Below are 15,220 nucleotides of genomic sequence, written 5' to 3' on the forward strand. Positions count from 1 at the left end.
TCGGCTTGCTTGAGGATCGACAGGATCTGGCTGTCGGAAAAACGTGACTTCTTCATGCAGAATCTCCCTGCGTCTAGCTTACGGAAAATTCTACTTTTGATCACCGCTGTTTTTCGGGGGGATTACCGATTCAGGTGCCAAAAACTTTTTTAAATAAAATGTTTGGCACCCTTGAGTTACAAATCCTGCACGAACAGAACCATCACCTGGTTACCCAGGAATCTGCACAGGCTTCGTTCGATTTCGCTTTGAACTATGGCGTTACAGATATTCTGTGGGGGTGTACACAGGCCTACAGCCGTTTTCTGTACCACCAAGGGTTCCGAGATAGAGCCATGGCCTTGTTGGAACAATCCCGCTTAGCCTCCTGCGAGCGAGAGCTCTCTCGTCTAAATATCCTGACTAAAGTTCAGTTAGCTGAGTTTACTCTCCTGAACAACGAGGAATTGGGTCCACCCATACTCCCCGATGAATGTGAGCTGACGTTCCTGCCAAATCAAAACCAGGCCATTCAAGCACGTATGGCCCTGGTAACCTCAATGTATAGACTACGGCTTGGGAAACAGTTTGGTGTCGCCGAAAAATATGCCAAACAAGCACTACAAAGCGCCAGCGCAATTTCAGACGCTAGAACCAGGATCGCCGCCCACTATTGTCAGGCCCTGGCAGCGTTTGCCCTCGGCTCATCAAAATCGGCGAAGCGCATGATTCTTGATGCAAACCTACTTTCGGAACATTTGAACTGTCACTTCACACGGCTCTGGATCAAAGAAGCGCTACTTTCTCTTAGCCCCCTTGCTCAGGATCTTTTTAACGATCTGCCAGACGACTCTGAAGCTAAAGCTACGAAGGATCCCGATGTCAGAATAGAAGACTCCAGCGTGCCACCTGTGCCCGGCAATGCCCACTCAACTATCACGATAAAGCAGATTTCTCTGTTGAAATGCGTAAGCAACGGAATGACCAACAGAGAGATCGCTGAACGGCTTCTCGTGACGGAGGATACCGTCAAATGGCATATGAAGAAGATTTTCAGCGAACTTAAAGTAACCAACCGGGTTCAGGCAGTCACTGAAGCTCGACTGCGCGGACTTTTATAGTGCTACAAAAACAAAAGAGGAATCGAGCGAATATGCAAAAAATAGTTATCATTGGCGCTGGAATAGCCAGCCTGACCGCCGCAGAGGCTCTCCGCCAGAATGGATTCGACGGAACGATTACCATTTTGGGCGAGGAAAACACGCTGCCTTACCAGCGTCCCCCGTTGTCCAAAGCCTATTTGACCTCAGATGAGTTGCCCTCGCCAACTCCGATCCGTTCTCCTAATTTCTTTCGGGACAACAAAGTTGAATTTGAACAAGGCGGTAAAGTAATAGCGCTTGAACGATCGGCAAAGCAAGTAGTGATTCAAGGCGGCAGGAAAATTAAATACGACACGCTGATTTTGGCAACAGGAGCGAGGCCACGTCCTATTGATTTACCTGGTGAGAGCGCAAAAAATGTTTTCTATCTCAGGAATCTTGACCACTCCGCCGCATTACGTAATGCCCTGTTAGCCCCGGAATGCGAGAAGGTGGCCATTCTCGGCGCGGGTGTTATCGGGCTTGAAGTCGCCTCCGCTGCCAATCTACAGGGAAAACAAGTCTCTGTGTTTGAGGCCAACAGCCGAGCGATGTGTCGAGTAGCGTCACCATTAACAAGTAATTTTGTCAGAAACCGCATGGCCTCCGCCGGCGTAATGTTCTACTTCAATGCTAGCGTCAACCAGATTCTCACTGAGGGAGACCGAGTTTCCGGTATCCGTTTGTCCGACGGCACTACGAAACCCGCAGACGTCGTTGTTATCGGTATAGGAGCCATCCCCAATGCTGAACTTGCGCAAGACGCAAACCTGGATTGCGACGGTGGTATTATAGTAGACAGCGGCATGCGTAGCTCTGACCCTGACATATTTGCGATCGGAGATTGCGCTAAAGCCGTCAACGTTTCCACCAATACACCCATCCGAATAGAAACTATTCACAATGCCATGCTTCAAGCACAAATTGCGGCGGCTCATATTTGTGGTAAACCGTCTCCGCCTGCCTCTCCTCCTCGTTTTTGGTCAGATCTCAACGGCATGAAAGTCCAGTGTATTGGAATCGCCACTGGATACGACCGAATTCAGCGGCGTCCCACAGAGAGTGACAATGCCTGTGAATTCTGGCTCTTTTCCGGAGACCGGATGATCGCAGCTGAAACGGTCAATCTTCCCACCCGGCAAGCCAAGCTATCTAAAGCTCTCTCCGGGTAAGTGTAAGCGAGATGGGATGCAACTCATTCTCATCTCTGAGATTTCTATGTGTCGAGCCTCGTGACTGAGCATATCCAGCTGCAGGGGGATTCTGGCCCTCCCACAAGCTCTGCTGTAGAGCAGGAGATACAGAATCGCCCAGCCCAGCTGTGATGGCCACAGTGACCAGTCATTCACCCGGGGCTTACCTAACGACCAGGAAAGTGGAGCAATTGCCAAAGCGATTATTCAGATGGGACATAGCCTAGGACTCGATGTACTGGCCGAGGGAATTGAGACCAAAGAGCAAGAAAACCATCTCCGAATCCTTGGCTGTGATGCGGGACAAGGCTATCTATATGCTAAGCCGCTCTCAGTCAAAAGGTGCGAGGAGTACCTACAAGTTACTGACTGGGTTTAATTGGCCCGATGGTGGTCATCGAATCAATTTGGGATCACCGAACGCTTAGTGTGCGCCGGCGTTATCGCACCATCTGAACGTTCGCTTTGCGACCGAACCGTGAAATGCAGGACGGTGTAAGTGTCGGCCATTTAACTGCCATAACTGTCTCTATGCACAATCTAACCTTTAGAATAAAAGCAAACCAAACGGGCTATTCACAACGTATTTGACATGCAACCGGACCGTTAAAGCTGTAACCGAGATTAAACGAGACCCGGTCATCTTCGATAATTGCATCCCATAAGTCGTCTCGGACAGAGGAAACGGGAAAAAACACCTCATCACCCCGTCCATCCACTCGCACAAAACCGTAAGATGACCTCTTTGTCTTTATGGCGCCCGTGAAAATCTTCCGCTCAGGGCCCTCAAAATCAAAGTCGCGAATTTCAACCTTTGCATCATGAGATACCCTGGCCTTCCGAAGAGCACCGAAAATGCCTTTTGCGTCTCGCACCACCTTGCCGTCGGTAGAATTCAGCGCATACCTAGCATACCAAAACTGGGCTTGATAATTGCCGTCGCCAGGTGTGAAGGCTCGTCTGTAGAAGTACATTAGTTCTTCATGTGAAGAATCTGAATTACATCGTAAGAATTCTGCGAAATGAAAATTTAGCTTATGATCCGCGCGACGCCTATCAAGCGCCTGCCTGAAGACCTCTTCGGCTTTCTCCTTTTCGCCTTCTTTCAATAAACGACTGGCCAAACGTATAGCAAGGTGTGGCTCTCTGTCGCTCTCTTCAAAAGACTTTTCTAGCGCTGCTAATGCTCTTCCGTGATCATCTATTAGTTCAGAGAATTTTGCTTCAAGAACATGGATTTGAGACTCAGTAGGAAACTTTCTTTTATTGTCGGTAATCTCTTGCTGAACTGATCGAATGGCTTCTCTAATACTAAATTGCGTTGCTGCCTCATCATTCAATAGGTCATTCAAAGCTTCGATCGAAAGTTCAATTAATGAGGATGAGGTATATCCATCAATTCCCCATTTAGCGACCATCTGGTTAAGGTAACCTCTGGCCTCTCCTCTATATACCCTTCGCAACCTAGGATCTTGCTCGGAAATAGACTTGTCACGCCAAACAACTGACAAGCTATGGAGAATGCTGGAATCATATGGAGCTAGTTCTTTAGCTTGCTGTAACAGGTCCAAAGCTGCGTCTAAGCTTCCGTTCGGCCTAATTCGCTCGTAGTTTGCTTTCTGCTGTAGTATGTATGGGTCTTTTCCGTTCGATTCAATGGCATGCGAATATATAGCGCTGACATCTTCATACTCTGGAAATAGGTCGTGAAGTGATTTAGCCCTCAACAGTAAACGTTGCGAAGAGCGATCAGTGCTAAAAGAAACATTCAGCTTTTTCACAATATTTATGTATTCTTGGTAACGATCTTCAGCGTTGGATAAAGCCCGACGAAATACAATCTCCGCAATTTCAGAGTGTCTCGCCTGATAGTGAATGTCCTGTTCTCCATTTCCACTTACTATTACGACTCGCTCAAGGGGCTTATAGAACTGCTCCTGAAACCCAGAAAAGGAGATTTGATGAATTCTCGAAATGAGGCCCGCCCTCACAGGTATTCTCAGTCGATTGAGTACGCAGACCGTAAGATAAATTCTTTTTGCTGACTCTGGATAAATATTTTCATACTCATTGAATATTATATCCTCGAACGGCTCTCCCATTGTGGCTTCATGCAAAGCTACGAGGAGTTGGCGCCCATATATTTCGCGCAACTCGTGGCAGCGTTGGTCGTGGCTCTTATCCTTCAAGTTAGGTCCAAGTGAAGAGTGTGCCTCAAGTTGATGAACTAGGCCGTCAATCTCATTCTCGGATAGGTATCTCAACTCAAAGGTATCTGTAATTAATTCATCGAGATCTTCGCAGCGTACGTTCCATTCGTTATAACGTTCAGCAGTGAAAACAGAAACCGGCAAGTCTTTCTTTTTTAGCTTCTGTATAAATCTATTCAATTCAATCGAGTTTATGGCAGCGTCGTCCCAGAATAAATAAACGTGCTCATCCGTTTTTTCGACAATCTCTTCAATAATGTCCAAATCTGCAAAGCATCCGGGTTTTACCCATAGCGAAACACCCAGTGCAGACATGCCTATATCCCAAGCAATTTGACGGAGTAGGACTGTCTTTCCTGAACCTGCCTCTCCTTTGATTACGTAGAATTCAGATTTCTCCTCTTGCTCAACGTCTGTACTCTCTATTGCCCGCTCATTAATGTGTCGCTGTAGATTTCGAGGAATAGCGATATTTTGCGCGACCGGACTCCAACCTTGGTCGACACCCTTGAAAAATTCTGCGGGATCAGCATCAGAGACCGGAGTATCCGCATTCACCCAATCGACTTGGTTTGTTAAGAAGTCGATGAGCTCTTCTGACGGGGAAACATGTTTACTAAAAATTGCTTGGATAGGATGTGTTGACGGCGGTGTTACAATTGAGAGAAGTCTGTCAGATCTTGATACTTGAGTGTCTATATCATCAAGAAAGTCTGAAAACGTCATGTCCAAAGCAGTTATTTTCTTCTCACCCCAAAATTCTTTTTCTATATCATCAACTTTAGGCTTTAATAAGTAATGTCTCTGCCCACCTTTGCACTCTTTTTCAAGGCTTAGTAAAACAGCTCGGACATTGTGATCAAGCAAGCTATGGCCAACAAATACGATTGAGTTGTCATAGGCCAACTCGTATAAATGGTTAAAGAGTCTCTTTCTTACGTCAAAGCTTTCATTGTATTGATCAGTGGTCAGCACCAGGGGCAAATAGGAATCGTGAGTTCTTGTTACGCATCCATGCAGTTTTACATATGGCAGTAGATCATTTGTGACTCGAGTTTCATCGAAATTATCTTCATTGCTGACAATTAGAGAGAGCTTCTGCATCGGCTCCTTATTTATTGTGTAACATCGCTCAACCAACAAGTCGTAATTTGTTGTGAATATGGCCCTCCACTTAAAGCTTGGAATCTTAATGTGAAAGGCGGCCGGCTCCAGCTCCGAAAAGTAATCTCGTATATAATCCTGAACTTCAAAAATACCAGCTTGGGAAATTGCCATGGCTGCGACATGTGCAAGATCTGCTTCCTTAAAGCTGTCATTTAAAAATCGTTCACAAATAATATCCCTAAGATCATTGCCAAGAGGGATTTTTTTATTTGGTAAATTGGCGCCATAAAGTGCGCCTGAACCCAGAAACAAGACAATCTTCCCTTTTCTCACCTTATCGATTAGTGTCGGGCTGAGCGCCATTTGGATCTTTCCTTATTAGAATAGGTGCATTCTGCATATTTAGTTCGCATTCTGACTTAATAGTCGAGAGTAGAATATGTGGACCGTAATATAAAGGGTGGCCTTAGCATGACGCCCTTCCCGCCTGATTGATACTACTCGAAAGAACTGGGGCTATTCTGATGCTACCCTCGCCCTGCCAGCTTGAATTGTGCCCTAAAACTTAAGACAGCACTGGATGAGCAATCAGCGGGAAAATTGACAACATTAGGAATGTGTTCGGAAAACTGCAGAAGTGACATTGGGGGGCGTGGAGACCCGCCAGCTGTCATCCAAAACCATGGCAGTGCTGGACAGGCCTGACCTGTATTTCATTGGCGAAGTAGTGGATGTGACGGGACATCTCGGCGGACACAACTTTCAATGGGCATGGGCATCGGGAGTTGCGGCCGGGAGCTACGCCTGATATTTCACGAGCCTTATTACCACCATGTAACCTCTGTTCTCATTGTAGTCTTCCTGAACTAGTCTGATGGTTAATCCCCCCGGATCCTGTTTGTGAGCGTTATCAGGACGACCGTTCCCAAATCAAGGAGGGCAGCACTATGGCTGACAATGCCCAGGGCAAGACCGCCGAGCTTTACCGCATGGTCATGTCGGAACACCTGTGTCCGTTTGGCCTGAAGAGCAAATTTCTGCTCAAGCGCAAGGGCTACCAGGTAGAGGACCACCACCTGACGACCCGGGAAGAAACCGATGCGTTCCAGGAAAAGCACAACGTGGATACCACCCCACAGGCGTTTATCGATGGCCAGCGCATCGGCGGTTACGATGACCTTCGTGAGCATTTCGGGCTCGATGACCCGGATGACGAAACCAGTTACCAGCCGGTGATCGCCATTTTCGGCACCGCCCTGCTGATGGCCATCGCCATAATGTGGTTCTTCAACAGTTCGGTGTTCTCTCTGATGACCGTCGAGAAGTTCGTGGCCATTGCCATGATCCTGCTCGGGCTGCAGAAGCTGCAGGATGTGGAAAGCTTCAGCACCATGTTCCTCAACTATGATCTGCTCGCCCAGAAGCAGGTGGGTTACGGCTACCTCTACCCTTTCGGTGAAACCTTCGCGGGTATTCTGATGCTGGCTGGTGCGCTGATATGGCTGGCAGCTCCGGTGTCGCTGTTTATTGGCACCGTCGGCGCCATATCGGTTTTCAAGGCGGTGTACATTGACCGCCGGGAACTCAAATGTGCCTGTGTGGGGGGCAACAGCAACGTCCCCCTTGGCTTTGTATCACTCACGGAGAACCTGATCATGATGGCTATGGGGCTCTGGATGCCCTTTCGGGTATACATCATGGGGTGATTTCTATTGCAATACCGTAAGTAGATGAACAGCCCCGGCCTTGATAGCGTTATCAGTAACGTGATCGCCGTTACATCGCGTGCACACATCCACTCACAGGAGTTCAGCCAATACAGGAGTTCACTATGATGCGCACACGTTTGATAAAGGCAATGAGCACTTCTCTCCTGGCCGGTTCCATGGCCTTCAGCATATCGGCAAATGCGGCCCAGGGTCTTTATTCATCCAGCGACTTGATGGATGCGGACGTCTACGACAGTAACGGAGAAGAGATCGGCGAGGTGGAGAACATCCTCATGGACGACAATATGTCGCTCCATTCCCTGGTGATCAAGACCGGTGACGTGCTGGGCCTGGGTGGTCGCGATGTTGTTGCCGAGCGCGGCACTTTTACGTTGCGCCTGGAAGAAAATGCCGACCAGGAGTTTGACGACCACGATTACGCGGTGCATATGGAAGCAACCGGGGATGAAATCAAAGCACTGCCGGAATACGACGAAAGCTGGTGGAACCAGACCAGCAACTCCATGCGCCAGGCCTGGGAAACCACCAAGGAAACCAGCCGCAGCGCCTGGGAAGACACCAAGGAGGCCACGTCCTCTGCCTGGCAGAACGTAAAGCAGGGCGCAGAACGTTTGTCCAATGACGCCGAGGAGGAAGTCGAACAGTGACCCTCGGGGGGAGCTCAGCTCCCCCCTGCTCTTCTCCGGTACTAGAGGTACTTCTCGATCGGCAACCAAGAAAGAAAACGGGACTGTGCACGGCGCCACCAGCCAACCGTTGGTTCGCTTTCAAAGACTTCCCCGCCACTACGCCATTGCGTGTCGCCGCTTTCATCCAGAGAGACTTCCCAGCTGTTTTGCGGCTCCATAACTGACTGAATGTCTCCGGCCACCCGCTCTGCCAGCTCGGGGCTATGAATAATCAGCACCGTTTCGCCGTTCAGGTAGATTGAGCGGAGGTTGACGTTGAAGGACCCCACCACGAGAGTGCTGCGATCAAACACCACGGACTTGGAGTGCAGGCTTACCTGGCCTGTGGCGCAGAATCCGTCTGTTGCCAGCCATTGCTCACAGGCCTCAGCATCTGGTTTGAGTTCATAGATGCGAATGCCCTGCTCCAGCATATAATCACGCCAGCGCGCGTAGCCTGCGTGATTGGTCACCAGATCATTGGTTGCCAGCGAATTGGTCAGGGCCGCAACCACTAGCCCCTCGCGTTCACCAACATCCAGTAATTCCAGCTGTTCCTCGGCAAGGATCAGGTAGGCGGACTCAATCAGAATTTCCTGGTCAGTCGCCTGGACCAGCTGCTGAAGCATTCTGGCGCTCCGCCTGGGGGTTTCAGCCGGCTCGTCCATGGTTTCAAAAGGCAGATCAAACACCACTTCGCCGTTGGCAACCGTCAGTTGTTCCAACAGCCCGGTCAGCGCTGTCCTTCCCTGCGTGCGGCCGGCCGGTGCAGGCGCCGGGATGTCAGCCTGCGTTGTGGCCTGGTGGCGAAGCTCCTCAAGCGCCGCGGCCACGTCCGATTCAGCGGGAACGTCCGGATACAGGGCAGATACCGGATAGGCCCAGGGGCTGTTCCAGTAGGCCTGGAAGTTATCCGTCATTCCATCAACAACGGGACCTATTGCGAGCACATCACGGTCCCGGAAATAGCGCCCTGAATCAAACCCGAAATACTCATCACCAATGTTGCGGCCACCAACAATGCCCGCCGCCCTATCCACCACGAAGGTCTTGTTGTGCATGCGCCGGTTAATCCGGTCGAAATCCATCAGGAACGACACCCAGCGCCCCCATCCACTGCGGCTTCTGGCAGGATTAAAAATGCGGATCTGAATATTGGCGTGAGTGCCCAGCGCAGCAAAGAGTTCACCAATGCTCTCGGCATTGAAATCATCCAGTAGCAACCTGACCTGCACACCACTGTCTGCGGCGAGGAGTAGCCGGCCAGCGAGATAGCGCCCGGAGCCATCATTGCCCCAGATGTAATACTGGGCGTCGATGCTCTGTTCCGCAGACTCAATCAGAGCCGCACGGGAGAGGAACGCTTCCTGTCCGGAATTCAGAAGGTAAAAGCCGGACTGTCCGTTCGAACCGGCCAATCTCTGCCTGGACTGTCTGAATAGAAAGCTGTCATTGTTGGGCACGGCTTCCTCGACTCCGGAATGTACGACCGGTTGCAAGCCGCCCGTACAACCGGCCAACAACGTTACCAACACCAGGATCCACCCGCCTGAGGCTGAGAGCGCAAGCGGGAAAAACCGGCGCAGTGGCATTAACGCAGTATCACCAGCGGTTTCCGGGCAGTTTTCAGCATCGTCGTTGTGGTGCTGCCCACCAGGAACTGGCGGATTCGCGAATGCCCATAGGCACCCATCACCAGGATGTCGATACCATGCTCTTCCTGGTACGCATGGAGAGTAGGTTCCACATCACCGGCGCGAATGGCCAGGGTGATCTCGGAACCAAGGTCACCCAGTATCCTCTCGGCTTTCTTGAGCTGCTCCCAGCGGTCATTGGTGTCAGCCCCGATCATCACCAGGTGAATCGGCATGCCTTTAAGTACCGGGCTTCCCGCAAGCAACTCCACACCTTTGAAGGCGGTGGCGCTGCCATCGAAGGCCAGCATCGCGCTCGTCGGCTGCCGGTATTCATCCGGTACCAACAGTATCGGGCGGTGGACGCTGCGGATCACGGTTTCCAGCTGGCTGCCCACATGCACGTTCCGGTCGGAGCTGCTCTCGCCGTGAAGCCCCATCACCAGCAAACGGGTCTGGTTTTCCAGAGCCAGAAGAGATTCGGTGAGGTCGCCATGGCGCTGACGCTTGAGGACATCGTCGACGCCCAATGTCTTCACCCGGTCCTCGGCTTCATCCAGCATATGGTGGCCATGCTCCAGGGCCAGCTTCGAGCGCCTCCGGTCCAGCTCGGCCAGCTCGTCCATCAGCTGTTCGCGGCTGCCTAGCCCAATGTTACCGGCCAGGTCCGGCTCCGTCGGGTAGCGCTCTTCGTCCAACACGTGCAGCAGTGTCACAGGTGTTTCCATGTACTTGCTGGCCCAGGCGGCGTAATCACACACCGCCGGCGCAGCCCTGGAGCCGTCGATACAGGCAACTACTCGTAGCATCTCAACCTCGCCTTGGTGATTGTTATGGTTGTTATTCTGACCGGGATCGTTGTTGAATTCCTTGGCTTGCGTCATATCAGTGCCCCATCAGCTGGTCAACGGCATCGGGTTTGTCGTGCACGCCGAAACGGTCGACGATGGTGGCACTGGCTTCGTTCAGGCCAATGATCTCAACCTCGGCGCCCTCGCGGCGGAACTTGATGACCGCCTTGTCTAGAGCACCCACCGCCGTAATATCCCAGAAATGCGCCCGGGTCAGATCTATCACCACATTATCCACTGCTTCCTTGAAATCAAAGGATTCCGTGAACTTTTCCGAGGAACTGAAAAAGACCTGGCCCACCACATTGTAGGTACGGGTATCGGTGGCGTCATCAAACTCGGAGGTCACCAGCATGTAATGGCCAACCTTATTGGCGAAGAACAGCGCCGCCAGCAACACACCTGCCAGAACACCAAACGCCAGATTGTGGGTTGCGACAACCACAACAACGGTTACCACCATCACAATGTTGGTGGACAACGGGTGCTCCTTGAGGTTTTTGATAGACGCCCAACTGAAGGTACCAATCGACACCATGATCATCACAGCCACGAGCGCGGCCATGGGAATCTGCACCAGCCACTGATCCAGAACCAGTACGAGCACCAGGAGGAAAACACCTGCCGTCAGTGTTGACAGCCGGGTCCGGCCTCCGGATTTGATGTTGATGATGGACTGGCCAATCATTGCGCACCCCGCCATGCCACCTAGCAGGCCGGAACCGATGTTGGCAATCCCCTGCCCCTTGCATTCCCGGTCACGATCACTGGTGGTGTCAGTCAGATCATCAACAATCGTAGCGGTCATCATCGATTCCAGTAAGCCAACAATAGCGAGGCCCACGGAATAAGGCAGGATAATCATCAGGGTTTCCAGGTTCAGCGGCACGTCCGGCCACAGGAAAATCGGGAGCGTATCCGGTAATTGTCCCATATCACCGACAGTGCGGATGTCGATGTTGTAGATCATCGCGATGGCGGTCAGAACGACGATGCAGATCAGGGGCGACGGCAGAATGCGGCCGATCACCGGAAGCAGCGGGAACAGATAGATGATACCCAACCCTGCGGCGGTCATGGCATAGACATGCCATGTCACATTGGTCAGCTCCGGTAATTGGGCCATGAAAATCAGGATGGCCAGCGCGTTCACAAACCCGGTCACCACCGAGCGGGAGACAAACCGCATAAGGCCGCCGAGCTTCAGGTAGCCGGCGCCTATCTGCAACAGGCCAGTAAGCAGTGTGGCTGCCAGCAGGTATTCCAGCCCATGTTCCTTTACCAGGGTAACCATCAGCAGCGCCATGGCGCCGGTGGCGGCCGAGATCATACCGGGGCGGCCGCCCACAAAAGCAATCACCACAGCAATACAGAACGAGGCGTAAAGGCCCACTTTCGGGTCTACGCCGGCAATAATGGAAAAGGCGATGGCTTCGGGAATCAGCGCCAGCGCCACCACAATACCGGCGAGCAGATCGCCCCGTATGTTAGAGAGCCAGTCGGCTTTGAGCTTGTTTACCATAGTTGATATCCAGTCAATTCATTGGAAGGGTGAACACTGCAGGCAAAGCCTGAAATAACTGATTTGGGCATTGGGAACCGAACGACTTGAGACGAAAACTCAGAGGCAATAGAACCCGCGGTACTCGCCGGAAGCGAATACAGGCTATTGGCTCAAGGAATTAACCTGGAGGGTGCGCCGAGCGCTAGGGTGGAGTGATCGTCGGGAATGTCGTGGAGACGTTCATTGAAGTCAGTTCATAGGCTGTGAAATTAAGGCGGCGAAGTCTACCAGAATGACGCCGGGAAAGTAACCGACCGCACCCCGCGTTTCACATGACTGGCCCTGACAAACCATTACTGGCCAGATGGAAAGCAAGCACGGCCATCATCGAACCGATGGCCCCGTCAATGAATCGCCATGCCATGGGACTGGCCAGCCAGGGCGACAGTGCAGCTCCACCGAAGGCCAACAGACCGAACCACAGCACCGAAGCACTGCTGGCTCCGGCCACAAACACGGCCGGACTCTCCTGCTGGGCCCCGATGGCGGGAATCAGCAGCAGTGTATCCAGGTAGACCTGAGGGTTGAGCAAGGTGACCGCCAGAGTGGTCAGTACCACCACTCGCACGCTGGTTGCCGCTGACGCATTGGCGCCCAGGCCCTTTCGCCCCACCGCCACCTTGTAGAAAGCTACCAACGCCAGCCATCCCAGGAACAATACTCCGAGCCAGCGAAGAACATCCAGCGCCTCCGGTACCGCCATCAACGCCGCATTTACCCCGAACATACCGGCGGTGAAGAGCAGTATATCGGCGGTCATACAGATGCCCGCACAATACCAGTGATGCTCCCGCCGGATCGCCTGGCCGAGAATGTAAGCATTCTGGGCACCGATGGCGATGATAATCCCGCCACAAACGATCAGCCCTGTCAGGTAACTTGTCAGCATTCTTCCCTCCCGATTTGCTGGAAGCTTACCCGGAGACCGCTATACTTAAAAATCATAAACCTTATATCCCATGAATTTTTCTTATGCTGGATTACAAGCTGCTTCAGGCCCTGGCAGCCGTTATCGAAAACGGTGGGTTCGAACGTGCGGGCGAAATACTCGGGCTTACCCAATCAGCGGTTTCGCAACGTATCAAGTCACTGGAGGTGCGCCTGGGCCAACCGGTACTGGTGAGGCACCCCGAGCTCCAGGCAACGCCGGCGGGTAACAAACTGCTCAACCACTTCCAACAGGTGCAGTTGCTGGAAAGAGACCTTCGCAAAACCATACCCGCTCTTGCCGAGGACACCACGCGCCTGCGGATCGCCATCAACGCCGACAGCCTTGCCACCTGGTGGGCTTCTGTAGTTGGCAACTTTTGTAGCCGCGAGGGCGTGCTGCTGGACCTGGTCATTGAGGACCAGGATGTAGGCCTGAAACGAATGCGTGATGGCGATGTTGCCGCCTGCCTGTGCAGCAGCAGCCAGCCTGTTGCCGGCGGGCGATGCGTGGCACTCGGTGAGATGGTCTATATGCCATTGGCGACGCCACAATACGTCCGCCGTTTTTTCGCCGGCGGTATTACCCCGGAGGCCTTTGCCAACTCCCCGGCCATCGTTTTCGGACCCAATGACCAGTTACAGCACCGGTTCATGGCTGGTTGCGGCTACCATGGCCGATTTCCCTATCACCTGTGCCCCTCATCGGAAGGATTCGTTCAGCTTGCCAGGGCCGGTATGGGCTACGGTATGATCCCCGGTATTCAGGCCCGCAAATGGCTGGAGGATGGCAGCCTCATCAATCTGGCGCCGGGCCACGAGCTGGCCGTTCCTCTCTACTGGCATTTCTGGCGCCACAGCGGAACCCTGCTCCAACGGCTGACCACCACCCTCGAAGAGGCCACCAAACCCGATAATGGAATACTCCATGGATGACGTAACCGGCCAGTTGATCGCCAACAACCAGACCACACTGAACCTGGCGATTGCCTTGCTGCTGGGGGCGATCATCGGCCTGGAGCGTGGCTGGGACGCAAGAAGCCAGGCGTCCGGGGAGCGTATCGCCGGCATCCGGACGTTTGCCCTGATTGGCCTGCTGGGCGGGGTCGCGGCGCTGCTGGCGCAAGAGGTTACCGAATGGGCGTTTCCGGTGCTCCTGATCAGCGTGGTGGCCATTGCCCTGGTAGCTTTCAGCGAACGCCTTTCCCATATCCGCAACTTCAGCATCACCGGCACCATCGGCATGGTGCTCACCTTCTGCTATGGCGCCATTGCCGTGGCGGTGGACCCGGCCATCGCCACCGGCGCGGCCGTGATTACCGCTCTGATCCTGGACAACAAGAAGGAAATTCACGGACTGGTCGAAAAACTTCAGGAACATGAGCTGGACGCAGCACTGAAACTGCTGGTTATTTCGGTTGTCATGCTGCCACTGTTGCCCGATCAGGATCTGGGGCCCGGTGGCGTGCTGAATCCCCGTGAAATCTGGTGGATGGTGGTGCTGATCGCCTCGGTTTCTTTCGTAGGCTATTTTGCCATCCGGCTGGCCGGCACCAGCAAAGGCATCCTGTTTACCAGTCTGTTCGCCGGGCTGAGCTCATCTACCGCCCTCACCCTGCATTACGCCAGGCAGTCAACGATCTCGCCCGAGGTCAGCCCCCAGTTTGCCAGTGGTATCCTGATCGCCTGCGGCACCATGTTCCCGCGTATCCTGATCTACTGCGCCCTGATCAACCCGGCACTGTTGCCACAACTGGCATGGCCTGTGGCAGTGATGACCCTGCTGCTGTATTTGCCAGCGCTCATTATCTGGCAGCGTAATCGGGGGCGCCTGGAAGTAAGCCGGCCCGAACTCACCCAGAACCCGCTGGATCTGAAATCCGCCCTTGTCTTCGGCGTGTTACTGGTGGCTATCCTCCTGCTGGGGGAATTCCTGCAGGAATGGCTGGGCGACCTGGGTATCTATGTACTGGCGGCCAGCTCCGGCATTGCGGACGTAGACGCCATAACCCTGTCCCTGACACGAATGTCCCAGGACACGCTTGCAGGGCAGACGGCTGTCATCGGTATTGTTATTGCGGCGGCCACCAATAACCTGGTGAAGGCAGGCATAGCCGGGGCCATCGGCCGACGCGAGCTGGGAGTTCGCGTCGCCGGTCCCATGATGGTGTCCCTGCTCGCAGGACTGACCGTTGCCTGGCTGCAATAAGGCTGG

General features: G+C 53.0%; 12 protein-coding genes and 1 pseudogene. 8 read left to right on the top strand and 5 right to left on the bottom strand.

Annotated features, from left to right (window positions below; translation table 11 throughout):
* The first annotated feature begins 134 nt into the window (after positions 1-134).
* The 3 genes from FO268_RS20840 to FO268_RS20850 all read left to right on the top strand — a co-directional run bounded on the left by FO268_RS20840 (position 135) and on the right by FO268_RS20850 (position 2,693).
* Positions 135-1,100, top strand: a complete 966-nt coding sequence (locus FO268_RS20840; protein ID WP_225316949.1) for a helix-turn-helix transcriptional regulator — start codon at positions 135-137, stop codon at positions 1,098-1,100.
* Between the two features lie 32 nt (positions 1,101-1,132).
* Positions 1,133-2,293 (top strand): NAD(P)/FAD-dependent oxidoreductase, encoded by a 1,161-nt coding sequence (locus tag FO268_RS20845; RefSeq protein WP_041654924.1) that lies wholly within the window; start codon positions 1,133-1,135, stop codon positions 2,291-2,293.
* A gap of 133 nt (positions 2,294-2,426) precedes the next feature.
* Entirely contained in the window at positions 2,427-2,693 is a 267-nt protein-coding gene (locus FO268_RS20850) for an EAL domain-containing protein (protein WP_081496573.1), read from the top strand.
* A gap of 193 nt (positions 2,694-2,886) precedes the next feature.
* Here the strand turns inward: FO268_RS20850 and FO268_RS20855 are convergent, their stop codons facing one another.
* Entirely contained in the window at positions 2,887-5,994 is a 3,108-nt protein-coding gene (locus tag FO268_RS20855) for a P-loop NTPase (protein ID WP_150995140.1), read from the bottom strand.
* 262 nt (positions 5,995-6,256) lie between these two features.
* Between FO268_RS20855 and FO268_RS20860 the strand changes: the two are divergent.
* From FO268_RS20860 to FO268_RS20870, 3 genes and pseudogenes are all read left to right on the top strand, one after another.
* Positions 6,257-6,439, top strand: a pseudogene (locus FO268_RS20860) (NAD(P)/FAD-dependent oxidoreductase); the annotation flags it as partial.
* 139 nt (positions 6,440-6,578) lie between these two features.
* Positions 6,579-7,337, top strand: coding sequence for a glutaredoxin family protein (locus tag FO268_RS20865; protein ID WP_202336728.1), 759 nt, complete (start codon positions 6,579-6,581; stop codon positions 7,335-7,337).
* Positions 7,338-7,462: 125 nt separating this feature from the next.
* The gene (locus FO268_RS20870; protein WP_150995141.1) at positions 7,463-8,008 is read left to right on the top strand and encodes a PRC-barrel domain-containing protein; all 546 of its coding nucleotides are present in this window, start codon (positions 7,463-7,465) and stop codon (positions 8,006-8,008) included.
* A gap of 41 nt (positions 8,009-8,049) precedes the next feature.
* Here the strand turns inward: FO268_RS20870 and FO268_RS20875 are convergent, their stop codons facing one another.
* The 4 genes from FO268_RS20875 to FO268_RS20890 form a co-directional block, all read right to left on the bottom strand.
* Positions 8,050-9,621 (bottom strand): phospholipase D family protein, encoded by a 1,572-nt coding sequence (locus tag FO268_RS20875; RefSeq protein WP_150995142.1) that lies wholly within the window; start codon positions 9,619-9,621, stop codon positions 8,050-8,052.
* Positions 9,621-10,547, bottom strand: a complete 927-nt coding sequence (locus FO268_RS20880) for a universal stress protein (protein WP_150995143.1) — start codon at positions 10,545-10,547, stop codon at positions 9,621-9,623. Before FO268_RS20880 ends, FO268_RS20875 begins: the two co-directional genes overlap by 1 nt.
* A gap of 1 nt (position 10,548) precedes the next feature.
* The gene (locus FO268_RS20885; protein WP_150995144.1) at positions 10,549-12,036 is read right to left on the bottom strand and encodes a SulP family inorganic anion transporter; all 1,488 of its coding nucleotides are present in this window, start codon (positions 12,034-12,036) and stop codon (positions 10,549-10,551) included.
* Positions 12,037-12,346: 310 nt separating this feature from the next.
* Positions 12,347-12,967, bottom strand: coding sequence for a LysE/ArgO family amino acid transporter (locus FO268_RS20890; RefSeq protein WP_150995145.1), 621 nt, complete (start codon positions 12,965-12,967; stop codon positions 12,347-12,349).
* An 83-nt stretch (positions 12,968-13,050) separates the two neighbouring features.
* Between FO268_RS20890 and FO268_RS20895 the strand changes: the two genes are divergently transcribed.
* Entirely contained in the window at positions 13,051-13,941 is an 891-nt protein-coding gene (locus tag FO268_RS20895; RefSeq protein WP_150995146.1) for a LysR family transcriptional regulator ArgP, read from the top strand.
* Positions 13,934-15,214, top strand: coding sequence for an MgtC/SapB family protein (locus FO268_RS20900; RefSeq protein WP_150995147.1), 1,281 nt, complete (start codon positions 13,934-13,936; stop codon positions 15,212-15,214). Before FO268_RS20895 ends, FO268_RS20900 begins: the two co-directional genes overlap by 8 nt.
* Positions 15,215-15,220: the final 6 nt, after the last annotated feature.

The sequence above is a fragment of the Marinobacter denitrificans genome (genome assembly GCF_008795955.1).
Classification (GTDB): domain Bacteria; phylum Pseudomonadota; class Gammaproteobacteria; order Pseudomonadales; family Oleiphilaceae; genus Marinobacter; species Marinobacter denitrificans.